The sequence below is a fragment of the Hoylesella shahii genome, assembly GCF_937990675.1.
Taxonomy (GTDB): Bacteria; Bacteroidota; Bacteroidia; order Bacteroidales; family Bacteroidaceae; genus Prevotella; species Prevotella shahii.
This window is the reverse complement of the sequence record NZ_CALKQY010000002.1, coordinates 17,542-35,871: the sequence shown is the minus strand read 5'-3', so window position 1 is coordinate 35,871 and position 18,330 is coordinate 17,542. Positions and strand designations below refer to the sequence as shown.

General features: G+C 46.3%; 11 protein-coding genes. 6 read left to right on the top strand and 5 right to left on the bottom strand.

What is annotated here, in order from left to right:
• The first annotated feature begins 43 nt into the window (after positions 1-43).
• The 3 genes from rimM to rseP all read left to right on the top strand — a co-directional run bounded on the left by rimM (position 44) and on the right by rseP (position 3,254).
• Positions 44-595, top strand: a complete 552-nt coding sequence (rimM, locus tag QME03_RS00335) for a ribosome maturation factor RimM (protein ID WP_273112262.1) — start codon at positions 44-46, stop codon at positions 593-595.
• Between the two features lie 4 nt (positions 596-599).
• The gene (locus QME03_RS00330; protein WP_281723076.1) at positions 600-1,760 is read left to right on the top strand and encodes a 1-deoxy-D-xylulose-5-phosphate reductoisomerase; all 1,161 of its coding nucleotides are present in this window, start codon (positions 600-602) and stop codon (positions 1,758-1,760) included.
• A gap of 117 nt (positions 1,761-1,877) precedes the next feature.
• A complete protein-coding gene (rseP, locus tag QME03_RS00325) occupies positions 1,878-3,254 on the top strand; it encodes an RIP metalloprotease RseP (RefSeq protein WP_281723075.1) in 1,377 nt (458 codons plus the stop codon).
• Positions 3,255-4,284: 1,030 nt separating this feature from the next.
• Here rseP and QME03_RS00320 read toward each other — a convergent pair.
• A complete protein-coding gene (locus QME03_RS00320) occupies positions 4,285-4,995 on the bottom strand; it encodes an ABC transporter ATP-binding protein (RefSeq protein WP_281723074.1) in 711 nt (236 codons plus the stop codon).
• 311 nt (positions 4,996-5,306) lie between these two features.
• Positions 5,307-7,421, bottom strand: coding sequence for a cation:proton antiporter (locus tag QME03_RS00315; RefSeq protein ID WP_281723073.1), 2,115 nt, complete (start codon positions 7,419-7,421; stop codon positions 5,307-5,309).
• A 232-nt stretch (positions 7,422-7,653) separates the two neighbouring features.
• On the opposite strand from QME03_RS00315, the gene QME03_RS00310 reads away from it, so the two are divergent.
• Entirely contained in the window at positions 7,654-8,673 is a 1,020-nt protein-coding gene (locus QME03_RS00310) for an aspartate-semialdehyde dehydrogenase (RefSeq protein WP_281723072.1), read from the top strand.
• A gap of 271 nt (positions 8,674-8,944) precedes the next feature.
• Here the strand turns inward: QME03_RS00310 and QME03_RS00305 are convergent, their stop codons facing one another.
• Together QME03_RS00305 and QME03_RS00300 are read right to left on the bottom strand one after the other, a co-directional pair.
• The gene (locus QME03_RS00305; protein ID WP_281723071.1) at positions 8,945-9,907 is read right to left on the bottom strand and encodes a YitT family protein; all 963 of its coding nucleotides are present in this window, start codon (positions 9,905-9,907) and stop codon (positions 8,945-8,947) included.
• A 50-nt stretch (positions 9,908-9,957) separates the two neighbouring features.
• On the bottom strand, positions 9,958-10,332 hold the full coding sequence (locus QME03_RS00300; RefSeq protein ID WP_025815410.1) for a RidA family protein: 375 nt from the start codon (positions 10,330-10,332) through the stop codon (positions 9,958-9,960).
• Positions 10,333-10,757: 425 nt separating this feature from the next.
• On the opposite strand from QME03_RS00300, the gene QME03_RS00295 reads away from it, so the two are divergent.
• Complete coding sequence (locus QME03_RS00295; protein WP_281723070.1) at positions 10,758-13,298, top strand: ATP-dependent Clp protease ATP-binding subunit; 2,541 nt, start codon at positions 10,758-10,760, stop codon at positions 13,296-13,298.
• A gap of 1,092 nt (positions 13,299-14,390) precedes the next feature.
• Here QME03_RS00295 and QME03_RS00290 read toward each other — a convergent pair.
• Positions 14,391-15,830 (bottom strand): DUF5723 family protein, encoded by a 1,440-nt coding sequence (locus tag QME03_RS00290; RefSeq protein ID WP_281723069.1) that lies wholly within the window; start codon positions 15,828-15,830, stop codon positions 14,391-14,393.
• A 626-nt stretch (positions 15,831-16,456) separates the two neighbouring features.
• Here QME03_RS00290 and QME03_RS00285 point away from each other — a divergent pair.
• On the top strand, positions 16,457-18,316 hold the full coding sequence (locus tag QME03_RS00285; protein WP_281723068.1) for a phosphoethanolamine transferase: 1,860 nt from the start codon (positions 16,457-16,459) through the stop codon (positions 18,314-18,316).
• Positions 18,317-18,330: the final 14 nt, after the last annotated feature.

Here is an 18,330-nt window from a genome sequence, read left to right as displayed (position 1 = left end):
CAATATATACAAACTTTAAAAACCACATTCAACCCCTCAACACATGTGCCAACAACCATCCACACGCCCACAATGGCAAGCCGAAAACTTTTATAAAATAGGCAAGCTGGGTAAACCTCACGGGGTGAAAGGCGAAATATCCTTTCTCTTCGATGACGACATCTTCGACCGAACTGACGCTGATTTCTTGGCGCTTGAGGTGGATGGATTGCTCGTTCCCTTCTTCTTTGAAGAATATCGGTTTAAAGGTAGCGAAACGGCACTCGTGAAATTTGTGAACATCGACACGCAAGAAAGGGCGAAAGAACTAACAGGATGTAATGTGTTTTTCCCTCGACAGGCAGCCGACAACGCTGAAGGCGAACTTTCGTGGGCTGCTATCGTGGGCTTCACCGTTAAAGATGTGGCTACCCAAAAGACACTGGGCACCATTCTTGGTGTAGACGACACCACCGTGAACACACTGTTCGAAGTAGACACCAACGCCGCCCAACCACTACTCTTGCCTGCATCTTACGACCTCATTGCCGGCGTCGACGCACAGAAACGCGAAATAACGATGCACATACCAGATGGAATTTTAGAGCTAGACTGAACAAATGAAGAAACAAATATGTATCCTTGGCAGCACGGGTTCGATTGGCACGCAAGCCCTCGACGTGATTGCACAGCATGCCGATAAGTACGAAGTGTATTGCTTAACAGCCAACACACGCGTGGAACTGCTGGCCCAACAGGCCCGACAATTCAATCCCGCGGCCGTGGTTGTGGCCGACGAAAGTCGCTACCAACAACTCAAAGCCTTGCTAGCCGACTGTCCCGACATTAAGGTTTACGCTGGTAAGCAGGCGCTTTGCGACATCGTAGAGGCCGAGCCCATCGACATGGTGCTCACGGCAATGGTTGGTTTCTCTGGTCTTGAGCCAACTATCCACGCTATTAAGGCGCATAAAAAAATATGCTTGGCCAATAAAGAAACCCTCGTTGTGGCTGGTGAGCTGATTAATCAATTGGCAATGGCTCATCGTGCACCTATTCTTCCTGTTGACAGTGAGCACTCGGCCATCTTCCAAAGCATTGTGGGCGAGGGCGACAATGCCATTGAAAAGATTTTGCTTACTGCTAGCGGCGGACCCTTCAGACTACTTCCCGAAGAGCAATTGGCTAAAGTTACAAAGGCCGATGCACTGCGACATCCCACCTGGGACATGGGTGCGAAAATCACAATAGACTCTGCCACCATGATGAACAAGGGCTTCGAAGTGATTGAAGCTAAATGGTTGTTCGGCGTTGAAGCAGATAAAATACAGGTGCTTGTGCATCCGCAAAGCATCGTGCATAGCGCGGTGCAGTTTGAAGATGGCTCGCTGAAGGCGCAATTGGGCATACCCGACATGCGTTTGCCTATACAATACGCTTTCTCTTACCCCGACCGCCTGCCTCTTAATGGCCAAAGGCTAGATCTTTTTGCACAACCGCTGGAGTTTTTCGAACCCAACCTGCGTAAGTTCCGTTGCTTGCAACTGGCTTTCGATGCTATTAACCGTGGCGGAAACATGCCTTGCATTCTCAATGCAGCCAACGAAGTGGTGAACGAAGCATTCAGAGCCGACCGCATTGGCTTCTTAGACATGCCCCGCATTATCGAAGAAACCATGCAATGCGTGCCCTTTGATGCCGCACCTTCGCTCGACACTTATCTGCAAACCGATGCCGAAGCACGCATAAAAGCAGCCCAATTGGTGGCCAACACAAAATAACACACAACGCAAATGGCATGAGCCACTTTGCTTAACATATAAAAGCTGTGGCGCAAGAACCTTAACAAAAGACTCGTGCGCCACCATTAATAAAACACAGAAAACAATAAAACAAACATGGAAATATTTCTTATCAAGCTGTTGCAGTTCATGCTGGCCATATCTATTTTGGTTCTTTTGCACGAAGGTGGACACTTCTTCTTCGCACGACTTTTTGGCGTAAGGGTTGAAAAGTTTTATCTTTTCTTCGACCCTTGGTTCCATCTCTTCGAATTTAAGTCTAAGAAAAGTGGCACTGCCTATGGCATGGGATGGCTTCCTTTTGGCGGATATTGCAAAATTTCGGGCATGATTGACGAGTCGTTCGATACCGAACAGATGGCACAACCTGTGCAGCCATGGGAGTTTAGAGCCAAACCGGCCTGGCAAAGACTGCTCATCATGCTGGGCGGTGTGCTTGTTAACTTCTTCCTGGCCTTGTTTATCTATTCGATGGTGCTTTTCCATTGGGGAGACACTTACGTGAAAGTGAAAGACATGACGGGCGGAATGAAGTTTAACACCGAGGCTAAAGCGCTGGGCTTTGAAGATGGCGACATACTATTGGGTACCGAAAAGGGCGAATTTAAAACCTTTGATGCCGACATGTTCCGCGACCTTGCCACGGCTCAACGTGTTGACTTGATGCGCCAAGGCAAAAAAATGAGTCTAGCATTGCCTGGAAATCTCGACCTCTTGAGCATGTTTAAGTCGTCGCCTCCCTTTGCTATGATATTGATTCCCAATGTTATCGACAGTGTTATGCCCAACACTCCTGCGGCTAAAGCGGGGCTGCAAGCTGGCGATAAGATTGTGGCCTTTGCTGGAAAACCCATCGCTTCGCAAAACGATTTCAACTACGAGAAGGCTAGAATGGGCGACATCCTCGCTGCTGCTACCACTAAGGCCGACAGCGCTAAGGTGCTTAACACCTCAATTAGCTTTGTTCATCAAGGCGACTCTGTAGTCAACACTGCGCAAGTGCAGCTAGCTGCCGACCTTACTATGGGTATGGCTTTCAACAATCCGATGCCTAACTATAAGCAAACGCATGTGGAATATGGTTTCTTCGAAAGCTTCCCCGCTGGCGCTGCCTATGGCATGAAGGTGCTCAAGGGCTATGTTGGTGATATGAAATACTTGTTCTCGGCCGATGGCGCTAAGTCGTTAGGAGGCTTTGGTGCTATTGGTAGCCTCTTCCCCGCCACATGGGATTGGCATATGTTCTGGCTAATGACGGCTTTCCTAAGCATCGTGCTCGCCTTTATGAACATCCTCCCCATCCCTGTTCTCGATGGTGGACATGTGCTTTTCTTGCTCTACGAGATGATTACAAGGCGCACACCCAGCGAAAAGTTCATGGTACGTGCCGAATATATCGGTCTTGCCTTGCTCATTGGCCTGATGGTTTTGGCCAACCTTAACGACGTGTTAAGGGCCATTGGCTACCTATAAGGCTCTTTAATGGCAGACTGGTTTTGAGTCCTCTTGCGCAAAACCTTCTCTGCTTTTCCCTAGTTATACAATCAACTAAGGCGCTTCGCTTAGTCAACTAGCCCTTGCGGCTCTTTTGTTGACTAATCGTTGCGCTTTTTTTGTTCCCCTACATCAACGTTCTGCTATGTTTTATTTTGCAATTAGCCCAATGCCTCAGGGCTAAATTTTGCTTGGCGGTATGCCATCTCGTGGTACTCATGTGGTTGTAAATTACGTATTACATCTCCTAGCGCTAGAAAATGTAAAGTTTTATGCTCGAAATTTAACACAAAAAGAGCCTTCGAAATTCACCAACTGCCCATGCTGTTCCAATTTTTCAATTCTTGGGAGGGTTTGTTTGGCTGCATAATGGGGTTGGCTTGTGAACGCTTCGAAATGAATTTTTATTTCAAAAAACCGTCATTTGTACTATTTTAGAGGCGTTTTGTTATAAAATAGCGTGCGTTTAGCACCAAAACGCGCGCCATTTTGGTGCTAAACGCAAGGTAAAGTGGTGCTAAACGCAAGGTAAAATGGTGCTAAACGCTGTGCTAAATGCTGCTAAATGCATGGCGAAAGGCATAAACATCCACAGCAATTGTATAAACAAAACCTTTTAGAACCATGAAACACAGTACTAGAAGGGGCAAAAATAGCTTTAAAAAGTAGGTTTTTGACTAGAAAAAGCAGATAATGAGGGGATGAGAAACTGCAGGTGGTGCACTAAATAGAAAGGCTAAATGGTGCAAAATGCAGATATGGGCCTCAAAAAGCGTGTAAAAACTAAAGCCGATAACCCTAAAATAGTGGCTAAAAACATGTTTATAGGCCTTAGTTTTTTCTAGAAGGAGCGAAAAATAAAACGTCTTTTGTAAACTTTTCTAACCGCATTTAACAAAAAAGTGAGGCAAGACACATCACATCTTTGCCCCACCCTATTTTAGGATGTTATAAAACAATAGCCATCTAGACGCTTATACAAAGCCCCAGTTCTAGCACGGTGCCACATTTATTCGGCCACATCTTGACTAGGTAGTTCTGTTTGCGTTGGATTATCGGCAGCCGAATCGTGTTCCACCAAACCATCGCGCAGGTGAATGGTGCGATCGGTGAGCTTAGCCAGTTCCTCATCGTGGGTAACAATCACAAAAGTTTGTCCAAACTTATCGCGCAGGTCGAAGAACAACTGGTGAAGTTCGGCTTTGTTTTTAGAGTCAAGACTGCCCGAAGGTTCGTCGGCCAGCACCACAGCCGGCTCGTTCATCAAAGCACGAGCCACGGCCACTCGTTGTTTTTCGCCCCCCGAGAGTTCAGCAGGCTTATGGTTAGCGCGATCGGTTAAGCCCAGAAAATCGAGCAATTCGTTAGCTCTTTGCATGGCTTCGCTTTTCTTTTTGCCAGCGATATAAGCAGGAATCATCACGTTTTCTAAAGCAGTAAATTCGGGCAACAGTTGGTGAAACTGGAAGATAAAGCCCAAGTGTTGGTTACGAAAATCGCTCAATTTCTTGCTAGAGAGCGAGCCAACCTCAATGCCATCCACCACCACTTCGCCGCCGTCGGGACGGTCTAGCGTACCAATAATTTGCAGCAACGTGGTTTTTCCGGCGCCACTTGGGCCAACAATGCTCACCACTTCGCCTTTATTGATGTGCAGGTCGATGCCTTTCAGCACCTGCAACGAGCCGAAGCTCTTGGTTATAGATTTTATTGTTATCATAATGAATTATATTTTTTAGTCGTGAAGTCGTAAGGTAGTAAAGTAGTAAGTGCAAATGCTTATGAGGCAGAGTGGCAAATACTCTTGTTAATTCGTTAACTTGTAACCGCGCCAACTAATCCCATAAAGATATTGGCTAAATTCCTCAAATAACTCCATATTGCTTTACCACTTCCTCCTCATTGCTTAGTACTTACTTCTTTCTCCTCCTCACTTACTTCTTACTCCTTGTTCCCTTACTACTTACTCCTTTCTCCTCCTCACTTACTACTTACTCCTTTCTCCTTACTACTTCTACTTTACAACTCAGACTACTTCTTCAACTTCTTCATCCACTTACCAACATCCTCGTAAGCACTCGTTCCTTCGGTATGTTGCGGTTCGGCAAAAGTAAGTTCTTCGCTACCATCGCCATATTGGTCGGGGAAAACAATCATGAGGTTGGTCCCCGAGAAGAATTTAGTAATCTCGTCAGGCAGTTGGTCGAGCGCAGTTTTATAGCTCACCGTACCCTTACGGGCAGTAATCACCACAAAAAGATGGTCGGGGGCGATGGTAGAAGCCAGCGATGGCAATTCGTTCCAGTGGTTCATCAGCGCATATTCGGCCCTCATGCCCGCGTGTCGGTTACGCACAAACTCATTAACGAGTGCCAAGGTGTCTTGTCTGCCATGGAACACGATGCGACATTCCAAGTTAAGCGCCACGCGAGCCAAACGTTCTAGCCAGCGATAGAAACCCGGTTCGTATTGCGCTCTCGAGGGTATAGCCACTTGAATGCGGCGAATGGTGTTGAGCGGTTGATTTAATCGGGCCATGATAATCTGCCTATTCAATCCGTTGAACAAGCTTTGGTGAAACTGTCCCCAAAACTTCGGCGACACATCTTTATGCGTATGCAATCCGATAAGAATTTCCGAAGCATGAAACTCGTTAAAGGCGTGCTTAATGCCATTAGCGATATTGGCTGCAATTCGCACCTGCGTTTGCGTAAGCACATCGGTGGCAGCAGCATATTTAGACACCTGGTCGAGCAGTCGTTGTCCCTTTTCTTGGTTTGCGCGCATGTTTTCGTCGTCGTACACCAAGTTAAGCGCAATGATACCGCGGTTAAGTTTTGGGTTACGCATCATGATAGCCAGTGCCACGAGGCTATTGGCATACTCGGGATATTTCACAGGCACCAGGATACTTTCATCGTCTTTATCCAACATTTCGCTCCCTGGGATATTCTTTTCGCTAAGAATAAAGGTTTTAGCAGCCCCTTCTGTAATCACCGACGAGATGATACAAGTTATCAAAATCATGATAACCACAGCATTGAGAATATCGTCGGTGATGAGATAACGCCCTGGCGCCACCTGCAACTGCATACCAACCATCACGATAGCGATAGCCCCGGCAGCGTGAGCAGAGGTAAGCCCAAACATCATTTGCCCTGATGGGGCGGGCATTTTAAAGCGCCAGCTTGCCAGATAGGCCGCAATGGCCTTACCCAAAGTGCCCACAAGCGTTATGCCCAGCACCACCCAAACAATACCTTTCCCTTGAAACAGTAAACGAAGATTGATGAGCATGCCCACACCAATAAGGAAATAAGGGATGAAGATGGCGTTGCCGATAAACTCGATGCGATTCATCAGGGGCGAGAGACGGGGCACATAGCGGTTGAGAATAAGACCAGCAAGGAAGGCTCCAAAGATGCCTTCGAGTCCGATGCTTGACGAAACCGACGCGCTAAGAAACAATATCGCCATCACAAAGATGAACTGCATCACGGCATCGCTATATCGGCGTAAGAACCAGCGTGTGAGTCGTGGCACAAAAAAAGCCATCCCCCCGCAAAAACCAACCACCTTAAGCACAAACCAAAGCCAGAACAACGAGCCTCCGTCTTCGTTATGAGCAGCCACAATCATGGCCAACACCACCAAAGAGAGAAACAAGGCAATCATTGTAGACCCCACGCTGAGCGACACAGCGGGGTTGCGTTGCAAGCCGTAGCGACCAACAATGGGGTAAGCGATGAGCGTGTTAGAGGCCATGAGCGTGGCTAAGAGAAGCGAAGCGGCCGTGGTATAGTTGAGAAACGTTGTACCCAGCAGATAAATCAGCACAAAAGGCACGGCAAAGGTGGTGAGACCAAATATCATAAAACGATATTTGTTGCGTTTAAGTGCACCGCTGTCCATCTCTAGAGCAGCGAGGAACATGATGTAATAAAGTCCAACACGCCCGAAGAGTTCGAACGAGTCGTCGCGTTCGAGGATGTTAAAACCGTATTCGCCCACGGCCACGCCCGCCAACACCATACCAATGATGTGGGGGATACGCAGTTTGCCCATCACAATAGGGGCAAAGAGGATGATGAGCATCACGATGAAGAAAATCAACGTGGGGTCGGTAATGGGGAATGCAGAGAACATTGTTGGTTTGCTTGTGGCGGTTTAGAGGTGATTAATTGGCATTTTTAGCTCGAAATACTAGTTATAGCATATCATCTAGGCCGATTTTAGACAGCCTGCGCAATGCGTTGGCAGAGGCATTAATTGTCTTTATCACTGCAAAGTTGCAAAAAATATATCAAAAAGACGTGTATAAACGTGGAAAGTTGTACATTTGCAATGCAATATATCATTATTATTAAAGAAGAAGTAAATGAAAGTAGCAATTGTAGGCGTTAGTGGCGCGGTGGGCCAAGAGTTCTTACGCATCTTATCGGAGCGTGCATTTCCCATTGATGAACTAGTGCTTTTTGGGTCGGAACGTAGTGCTGGCCAAACCTACATGTTTAATGGAAAGGAACATGTTGTGAAGCTTTTGCAGCATAACGACGACTTCCAGGATGTGGATATCGCCTTCGTTTCGGCCGGTGGAGGTACATCGAAGGAGTTTGCAGAGACCATAACCAAGCATGGCGCGGTGATGATTGACAATTCAAGTGCATTCCGTATGGATGCCGAAGTGCCATTGGTGGTACCCGAATGCAATGCAGCCGATGCGCTTAATCGCCCTCGTGGTATCGTGGCTAACCCCAACTGCACCACGATTATGATGGTGGTGGTGTTGCAACCACTAGAACAGCTGTCGCACATAAAGCGCATTCGCGTGTCGAGTTATCAAAGCGCAAGTGGCGCCGGAGCGGCTGCCATGGCCGAACTGCAAACACAATACGGCCAATTGCTCAACGGCGAAAAACCCACGGTGAGCAGATTCCCGCACCAATTGGCGTATAACGTTATTCCTCAAGTGGATGTTTTCACCGATAACGGCTACACTAAGGAAGAGATGAAGATGTTTCATGAGACGCAGAAGATTATGCACACCGATGCCAAATGCTCGGCAACATGCGTGCGAGTTAGCTCACTAAGGTCGCACTCGGAAAGTGTTTGGATTGAAACAGAACACCCAATAACGGTGGAAGAGGCTAGAAAGGCCATTGCTGTAGCCCCTGGCTGCACATTGAAAGACGACCCCTCGCAGGGCATTTACCCCATGCCACTAGATACTGGTGGTAAAGACGATATTTTTGTTGGCCGTATTAGAAAAGATTTGACCGATGAAAACGGACTGACCTTGTGGCTTAGTGGCGACCAAATTCGCAAGGGTGCTGCACTCAATGCGGTGCAAATTGCCGAATATCTGCTGAAACACGACGAACGTCTGAGTAAAAAATAAACGCCCTTACAGCCGCCCTCTGGGCTTTGCTGAAGTGAAAAGGCATACAAAGAAAAACAAACCGCTTGGCCATTTCCCATTATGGGGTGTGTGGCCAAGCGGTTTTTAATTGGCTTATGCAATAATTGTTTGAGGGATTTCCCACCCACATCGATCACCACTATATATAATAAGGAGTGGATCAAAGTGTGTAAGAACTCCCTCAAAATGATGTTAGGCCGAAGCCTTCTAGTGTTGAAGCCTAGCTTTGCGTTGCTAGGTTGATGGCGTTTTATTCGTTAGCGCTAGCATTTTGAGCGTTGGCGTTGGCAGCACTAACAGCCTTTGCCAGTTCTTCGGCACGTTTTTTATTACGTTTCACCTTGAACTTGTCAAATCCGTTGCCATAAACACCACTCACAGCCGTTTGTGTTACAAAGGCGTTGGGGTCTATTTCGTCAATTAAGCTGTACACTTGCGAAGCCTCTCGTTGTTTGGCTACCAATATCACCAACTTGAGATTGTTACCCGAATAATAGCCTTTAGCGTCTATCATTGTGCATCCGCGGAAGGGTGGCGTACTGGTGATGCGCTGACAAATCTCGTCGTAACGTTCGGAAATGATGAGAAACTGCACCGAGCGTTTGCCCATATTAACCACTTGGTCGAGCACAAACGACACCACGATGAGCCCTACATAGCCATAAATAACCTGCTCCCAGCTCTTCAAAACCAAGTAGCTAAGGGTTACGATAATCATGTCTACCAACAGGATAACGCGACCTAGAGAGATGTCACGATACTTATTGATGATGGCAGCCACGATATCAGAGCCTCCCGAACTACCATGATAAGAGAGTCCAAAGCCCAAACCAATTCCACAGAAGCACGAACCAATGATGCAAGCCATAAAAGGTTCATCTCTTAATATGGTGGGATTGGGGAACAATTGTCGGAACAACGAGACACACATGGTCATCATCAGCACGCCATAGATGGTTTTCAAGCAGAACTTGAAGCCCAAAACCTTCAGCGCAATAGCAAGAAGTATCAGGTTGAGGCTGAAGTATGTAATTTGTACGGGCGTGTGTGTTCCCCAGAAAATAATGGATGACAAACCAGCTACACCACCAGTGGTGATGTGGTTGGGCAAATAAAAGGCCACCCAACCCAAGCTATAGAAAGCCATTCCGATACCAATCATTACATAATCGGTAAGTTCCCGATATAGGGCTTTTTTGTTTACAGCTATCATTTTGCGGTAAATTGTGAAAGATTTAGTTTGCGTGCTTACACCGCATGCCTTTATTTGGCAGCGATGCACTCCACTTCTACCAGCGCTCCTTTAGGCAAAGCCTTCACGGCAACAGCCGAACGTGCGGGGAATGGTTGCGAGAAAAACTCGGCATACACTTCGTTCATCTCGGCGAAGTTGGCCATATCCGAAAGGAAAACAGTGGTTTTAACCACATTACTCAGGTCTGCACCGGCCGCTTGCAGCACGTTACGCGCATTGGTGAGCGATTGACGAGTTTGCTCTTTCACGCCTCCTGGAACAAATTCGCCCGTCGTTACGTCTACTGGAAGTTGTCCCGAAGCGAATACAAAACCGTTTGCCTCAATGGCTTGACTGTAAGGACCGATGGCCTTCGGTGCTTTTTCTGTGTTGATTGCTTTCATTTGTATTGGTTGTTTCATTTATTTGCTTGCAAATATAATAATAAAACTTGACGTGCGCAAGTTTGAATTACTTTGTATTTTTTTATTCTTAATTCCTTTGTTTTAATGCTGTTTTTTCACTCATTTCGCACGAAGTGCATACGATTGTTATTGGGTGGGAGAAGCAACTGTTGGATTTCGGCAAAGAAACACCGCAAAGACACAAGGTTAGCTTATGCAAGGGCTTCGAATTCTGCACTACCTGGCCCGATAAAACACTGCATATACAACGGGCTTTGCCATTTGCAAACCGCCTATTCACCGTAGAGACACACTTTGGCACGGTGTTTGCAAATCTCTATTTACATACTCCCCAAAAGGGGAAAGCCTACGCCATCATGGCGAAAGATAACAATTTAACGAAAAATACAGGAGGAATATTATATATGACAAGCCAATTTTCACCTAGGGTTTTAGAGGTTCTGGCGCTTAGCCGACAAGAGGCTTTGAGACTGGAGAGCAACATTGTGGGGCCCGAACATCTGCTGCTAGGCATCCTAAGAGGGAGCGGCGGACCTGTAAACGACGTCTTTGCACGTTATGAAACCAACATAGACGAGCTGCGTAACCAACTGGAAGAAGTGGCTAAGACCCATCCTATGCACGCAATGCCAATGGGTGAAGAAATAGAACTCAACGAAATGGCCAGTAACATCATGAGACTGGCTGTGCTAGAGGCACGCATACAAAACACACAAACTGTGGATGTGCAACATCTTTTGTTGGCTATGCTGCACGACCGCGTGGACAATGCAGCAAAAAAAGTGCTCGAAAATAACAACATCAATTACGAAGATACTTTGGCTTTCTTTCAAAAAAGAGCCATGCCAACGCAAGATAGCCTCGGACTATCGGAAGACGAGGACGAAGAAACCCTGCACACTAACAACGCACAACAAAGAAACGAACGCACTCAAGCCACTCAAACGGCTAAAGGAAACGGCAAAACACCCATCCTCGATAGCTTTTCGACCGACCTTACACTGGCGGCCATGGAGGACAGACTCGACCCCGTGGTGGGTAGAGAACGGGAGATTTTGCGCGTAACAGAAATTCTTAGTCGAAGAAAAAAGAACAATCCCATCATCATTGGCGAACCTGGCGTGGGCAAAAGTGCTATCGTTGAAGGGCTGGCTCAACTCATTGCCAAACGCAAAACCTCGCCTGTGCTCTTCAATAAACGCATTGTTAGTTTGGATATGACGGGCATGGTGGCTGGCACTAAATACCGCGGACAGTTTGAAGAACGTATTCGCGGACTGCTTAAAGAGATTGAAAATAATCCCGACATCATCGTCTTTATCGACGAGATACACACCATCATTGGCGCTGGTAGCACACCGGGTAGCATGGATGCGGCCAATATTATGAAGCCTGCATTGGCTAGGGGCACGATACAATGCGTTGGTGCCACCACGCTCGACGAGTATCGCAACAGCATTGAGAAAGATGGCGCACTGGAAAGACGATTCCAAAAGGTGATACTTGAACCTACAACGCCCGACGAGACGCTGCAAATTCTGGAGAATATCAAAGACCGATACGAACGACATCACCACGTTTCTTACTCTGAAGATGCCTTGCGGGCTTGTGTCAGACTGACAGAACGCTATGTCACCGATAGGGCTTTCCCGGATAAAGCAATTGATGCGCTCGACGAAGTGGGCGCAAAAGTACACCTGCAACATGTGGAAGTGCCTCCAGCCATTATCGAAAAAGAGAAAGAACTGGATGAGGCAAAACGCAAAAAGCAAAACGCCGTGGTGAACCAAAACTATGAATTGGCCGCCAACTACCGTGACATGCAAGTGCGATTGGAACAAGAATTGGAAACGCTAAACCATAATTGGGCCTATGGCGACAACGATAACAGACAGCCTGTTACTGAAAAAGAGGTGGCCGAAGTGGTGTCTATCATGACTGGTGTGCCGGTGCAACGCATGGCCGAGACCGAAGGTATAAGACTTAAAGGGATGGCCAACGAGCTGAAACAGGCCGTTGTGGCGCAAGATACAGCAATCGAAAAGATGACGAAAGCTATTCTGCGCAACCGCGTTGGACTGAAAGAGCCTAACCACCCTATCGGGGTTTTCATGTTCCTTGGTCCAACTGGCGTGGGCAAAACCTATCTGGCTAAGAAGCTAGCACAATTTATGTTTGGTAGCGATGACGCCCTAATCCGTGTAGACATGAGCGAATACACCGAGAGCTTTAATGTTTCGCGACTCGTGGGAGCGCCTCCAGGATACGTGGGTTACGAAGAGGGCGGACAGCTAACAGAACGAGTTAGGCGCAAACCTTACTCCATCGTGCTGCTCGACGAAATAGAGAAAGCGCATGGCAACGTGTTTAACTTGCTGCTGCAAGTGCTCGATGAGGGTAGGCTTACCGATGGCAATGGCCGATTGGTTGACTTCCGTAACACGGTTATCATCATGACTTCGAACGCTGGAACGCGACAACTAAAAGAGTTCGGACGTGGCGTGGGCTTTAACACGGGTGGCGCTTTGGGCGCTAACATGAACGAGAAGGATAAGGAATATGCACGCAGCATCATTCAAAAGAACCTCAGCAAACAGTTTGCACCCGAGTTTTTGAACCGTCTCGACGAGATTATCACCTTCGACCAACTAGATCTTGAGGCCATCAACCGCATTATCGATATCGAATTGCGTGGCCTTTTCAAGCGTGTTGACGACCTGGGTTATCACCTCGAAATAACGCCTGAGGCCAAGAACTTTGTTGCTTCAAAGGGCTACGACGTACAGTTTGGCGCGCGCCCATTAAAGCGAGCCATCCAAACATACATCGAAGACTTGATTGCCGAGCGCATTCTGTCTGACGAATTGTCGCTGGGCGACACCATCGTTATAGACAAGTGCCCCGATAAAGAGGAACTTTGCGTTAAAGAGGCGGCTGCATCTTAATACTCCAAATGCAGGTGTTGCCCCTCTATAGCGGCATTTGCAGCCCTTACTTTAAATACTAACGGGGACATCATGCTTTGCGCGTGATGTCTCCGTTTTGCATTTTAGGGGCGATGGTGTGGCACATTATTTCGCGTAGGTTATTCTTATCGTAACCAAATGTGCATCGGCAAATTGTTAATTCGGTAAATAAATTTTACATATAACACTTTTTAGCCGAGCCATTCTAGAAAAAATCACCCCCTAAAAACGCAATAAAAAGCACTAAAACGATGAAAACACGGCAAAGGTTGAGTGCTTTTTTACTCCTCTTTCGGCTTTTTACTATGGTTTTGCATTTCTATTTGAAGAAGAATTTTCAAAAATCTACTTCCAAAACCCCATAAAAATCTAACCCGACGCTTCGTTATCCAATCTCATTTTGCTGCAAAACACTTTGCTTTTTGCTGCAAAACGCACTGCGATCTGCTGCAAAACGCAACGCTAACTGCTGCAAAACGCAACGCTAACTGCTGCAAAACGCAAGGTTAAGTGGTGCAAAACGCATGCAAACCCCATAAAAACGGAGTTTTTGACCCTATTTATAGGTATTTTCCATCATTTTAAAGTAAACTCAGCTTGATGGTTTCTGGTGGTGGTTTTTTGGTATTTTACGCCCTAAAACATGCTAAAAAGCATATATTTTCAATCAGAACATCATAACTAACAATCAATCAGATAGTTAGAAACTATTAAAATACTCCAGAAAATCCAGCCAATGCTTCATTTTTTTGCAGCGATGGCACTCACAATGTTAAAAAACGGTACAAATATTTTACACCACCACAATTATTATTCGGCGTAATAGCTTATAACAAATGTTTAAGCCCAAACGAGAATCTGAGTTTGTGCAGTGTGGATTTGAGTATTGAGCTTATTGCCTCACTGATTTTTGAAGGCGTAGCGAGCTGCATCAAAATCATAAGACAGGCAAACCAACTAGAAGTAAACAAAAGCCATACTAAACGAGATACCTCCAGGGGTTAAAAAACACATCACCCCCTGTCTACATCTACATGCAAACAGGGGGTGATGTTATTTTTTTATGTGCGCTTAGAACATGTCGCGGTGGCGACGTCCCAAAGGAATGGTGATACCAAGCAGAGCACTAGCCGTGCGCGAATCTTTGCCAAAGTACATATAATCGGTGGCAACAGTGAGCGGGCCTAGCTTCAAACCAAGTCCTAAGCCTTTGCCTTGACTTTGTATTACCGAATAGCTAACAGCCAAAGCCACTTGCTTTGTAAAGCTAAAGCTACCAGCAAAGGTAAGTTCCTGCTGAGTGTTTATCTCACCCAAGCGTGTGGTTGAAAGTGCTCCAACCGTAAGTTTATCGTTCAGCAACTTATATTGTGCTCCCAACACCAGTGTAGAACGAAGCTTGGTGGTGCGCGATTTACTTTCTTCTTCTTTCATATTCCACAAGTCTTGATTAAGAATCGAACCGCTTTCGATGGTTTTCTTAAACTCATCACGATGTTCTCCAGCATGCACTCCGTCGAAATCGTACTCACGTTGGAACTCTGACACGCCCTTAATAGAGTTGTCTTTTCCCCATTTAATGAAACCCAAATCTAGCACAGCAGCCGACAACGTGAAGTCGCGACCCAGCTTATAGGCAGCTCCGAGGTCAACAGCAGCACCATAACCAGCAAAGGAGGTGGAGCCATATTGCTGCCAGTCTTTAATATATTGTTTATCGTCTTTAATAAAGGTCAAGCCTGTGAGCGAGCCATCTACCTCTGCATGGGCCTTAATCAAGGCTTTACCTCTAACCCTTTGCAATTCTTCTTCGGTAATAGCCGACCAGTCTTGATGCGGATTTATGTTTTGCAAGTTGGTTTTCACCGTCACATCTTGCACCTTAGCAGTAAGATCGGCAATACCAAAAAGCATTTTCACCTTAACACCCAGCACCAAACGTTCGGTCACGGGGCGAGCATAACCCAGTCCTGTTTCCAAATACATATTGGCTTTAGCTTTTCCGCCGTGAGTAAAGAGGTTGGCATTGGCCCACGATTGAGTGCTCATGCCACGGCCAGCGCGCAAAAATTCGAACGCATCACGATTCATGTTGGCATCAATATCAGCCCTAATAGTGAGGTTAACGTTCCAAAAACCCTTTCCGCTATACCATCCAGCCGAAGCCAAATCGTTAGAGAGGGCAATGCTCAAGCGGTTGTTTTCTTTAAGCTGACTAACAAATTTATCAGTGGTAAAGTAATCTGCGCTGTTGGCATTTGAAAGAAGGTTGTCAATATACTCAGCCGAAATGGAGTTAGAACTAACGCTAGCATTAAATGCTCCCACAAACGGAAGGTTAATAAATCCGCGTTGAGGCGCCATGGCTGGATTAAGACGTTGTTTGAAATTAACGTCATCCATAAAGTAGGTAGTACGGTTAAACTGCGCAAAGACACAGTTTGGCGCAATTGTCAACATCATTGCGGCCACAAGTTTTACACTTTTCTTAAGAGTTGATTTCGCTTTCATTTGTATCAAAATTTAAAGTATGTTCCATCTTTTACGCGCTTATGCACAATTACTTTATCTATTGCTCTGCACTATCTTGCTTTCGTTTCAGGCTAAGGGGCTGTATTAAATAGGTGATGCAATACATTACTTATTAAAATCCTTACCAAAAACTATTGCATGCTCAACACGAAAAGCCATTGAAGGTAATGTATGGAACACTCCTTGGGTACATATTATCTACTATCTTGGTGCAAAGTTACGATAATATTTACATTGCGCAAACATTTTTAACTATTAATTAACTAGCATTGCGCAAATTAACCTCCCCTCATTGTAAGTAAACTGGTGAGTCTCTACCCTTCCCTCCGTCTAGTTCATAACTTCAACGCTCCCAAAACCCATGCCAACCCGCCAAACGCCACGTTGCCTACACCCTTTGTGCACCAATCTGTACACAAATTATATCCTCACATTGATGGTTATCCATGATAAAAAGTGTAAATTTGCAAAACATTGCCCAGCACATTGCACACATTAAGCTATGCACTAAACAATGATAAGCACGTTTGCAACAAGCACTTATGCACAGCAATGGGCATCTCGAGGGCAACAAACACCAATAAAAAAAGAAGTAATAGAAAGAAATGACCTTGACTGTACTGATAAAAAAACTCTTTGGCTATGTGGTTAAGCCTCTAAAAATCAATGCACCGTTCTTTGTATCGATGTATATTTTGGGCGTGGTTTGTGCGTGGCTATGCCTCCCCCACAGCTCAAGCGAAAAGATTTACAGGCATCTTTACACCGAATTACTTGTAGATCTTTACGCCCTTTGCCTACTTTTAAGTGTACTACCACAACGCATTCGCTCTTGGGTTCGCGGTGCACTCTACCTTATTTTATACCTCACCACGGCCATCGACGTGTTTTGTAGGGTACAGTTAGACTCTATTGTCACCCCCACCATGATGCTTTTGTTGGGCGAAACCAATGGCCGCGAGGCTTCTGAGTTTGTTTCTAGCTACCTTTCCTTCAACGTATTGTTTACCAAATTTGGGTGGATTGTGCTTATTGCCCTTCTACATTTAGCTTATACACTACGCCGATTTGCACCCAAGAAGTTGAAAGAGACCTACCAAAAGCTTTTAGGTAAGTTTCCCAAAATCAACATTCCCTATAGTGGCAAGCTTAAAACCTATGCCCCTTTTGGTTTTACTGTCATACTTATTTGGAGCATTGGCGTCACTGCCAGCAACAAAGTGGCCCTCTGGAAACTGATGCATGGCAAGAGCGTTGGCGAAGTGGAACACATGCTTACCGAGCCAATCCATGGTGAATGTTACCATCCCGTGCACCATTTTATGTTCTCGCTATATGCCAACTCGCTAGCTTCGCAACAGCTAGACAAACTCATTGCGGCTTCCAAGAGGGCAAAAGTAGACAGCTGCGCGTACACCAGTCCGCACATTGTGCTCATAATTGGCGAGAGTTATGGCAAACATCATTCGCAACAATACGGCTATGTGCAACCCACAACGCCACGACAGATACAACGCGAACGAAGCGGACAATTGGTGAAATTCAGCAATGTGGTGTCGCCTTGGAACCTCACCAGCTATGTATTTAAGCATGTATTCTCGCTCTACAATGTGGGAGACCCTGGCGAATGGTGCGACTATCCACTATTTCCCGAAATGTTTCGAAAGGCGGGCTACCACGTTACGTTCATCACCAACCAGTTCTTGTCGCAAGCAAATGAAAACGTTTACGACTTTAGTGGGGGCTTTTTCCTCAACAACCCCACCCTGAACAAGGCCATGTTCGACACGCGAAACGATAGTTTGTACACCTTCGACGAACACCTCGTGGCCGAATACTCGCACCTTAAAGCGCAAGAGGGAAAATACAACCTTACCATTTTCCACCTCATTGGGCAGCATGTAGGCTACAAATATCGCACGCCCAACAACCGACGACGTTGGAAGGGCGACGACTATAAAACACTTCGACCCGACTTGTCGCCTGCTCAGCGCAGCGTCTTGGCCCATTACGACAACGCTGTGCTTTACAACGACTCGGTGGTTGACCTCATTGTGAAGCAGTTTGAGCAAAAAGATGCCATCGTTATCTACATGCCCGACCACGGCGAAGAATGTTATGAGGAGAACCGCGGCATTGTTTGCCGCAACCATTCGGCCGCCATCGACTACCCTTTGGCTAAATACGAATTTGAAATTCCGTTCTGGATATGGTGCTCGCGAAGCTATATAGCCCAACATCCCGACATCTATCGCCAAATATTAGACGCGCGAAACCGTCGTTTTATGACCGATGCCCTGCCACAATTGCTGCTCTATCTGGCTGGAATAAAGACCCAAAACTATCGAGAAGAAAACAACTTAATTAGTCCGAAGTACAACGAAAGCCGACCACGAATACTAAAAGGTACCACCGACTACGACAAACTGCCTCGCCCCACGCCCCAAAACGCACTGCCCAACTAAGGCTAAGGCTTGGC

Coding starts and splice junctions, on each gene's coding strand:
- rimM (WP_273112262.1), top strand. CDS start 44: ATGTGCCAACAACCATCCACACGCCCACAATGGCAAGCCGAAAACTTT.
- QME03_RS00330 (WP_281723076.1), top strand. CDS start 600: ATGAAGAAACAAATATGTATCCTTGGCAGCACGGGTTCGATTGGCACG.
- rseP (WP_281723075.1), top strand. CDS start 1,878: ATGGAAATATTTCTTATCAAGCTGTTGCAGTTCATGCTGGCCATATCT.
- QME03_RS00320 (WP_281723074.1), bottom strand. CDS start 4,995: ATGATAACAATAAAATCTATAACCAAGAGCTTCGGCTCGTTGCAGGTG.
- QME03_RS00315 (WP_281723073.1), bottom strand. CDS start 7,421: ATGTTCTCTGCATTCCCCATTACCGACCCCACGTTGATTTTCTTCATC.
- QME03_RS00310 (WP_281723072.1), top strand. CDS start 7,654: ATGAAAGTAGCAATTGTAGGCGTTAGTGGCGCGGTGGGCCAAGAGTTC.
- QME03_RS00305 (WP_281723071.1), bottom strand. CDS start 9,907: ATGATAGCTGTAAACAAAAAAGCCCTATATCGGGAACTTACCGATTAT.
- QME03_RS00300 (WP_025815410.1), bottom strand. CDS start 10,332: ATGAAAGCAATCAACACAGAAAAAGCACCGAAGGCCATCGGTCCTTAC.
- QME03_RS00295 (WP_281723070.1), top strand. CDS start 10,758: ATGACAAGCCAATTTTCACCTAGGGTTTTAGAGGTTCTGGCGCTTAGC.
- QME03_RS00290 (WP_281723069.1), bottom strand. CDS start 15,830: ATGAAAGCGAAATCAACTCTTAAGAAAAGTGTAAAACTTGTGGCCGCA.
- QME03_RS00285 (WP_281723068.1), top strand. CDS start 16,457: ATGACCTTGACTGTACTGATAAAAAAACTCTTTGGCTATGTGGTTAAG.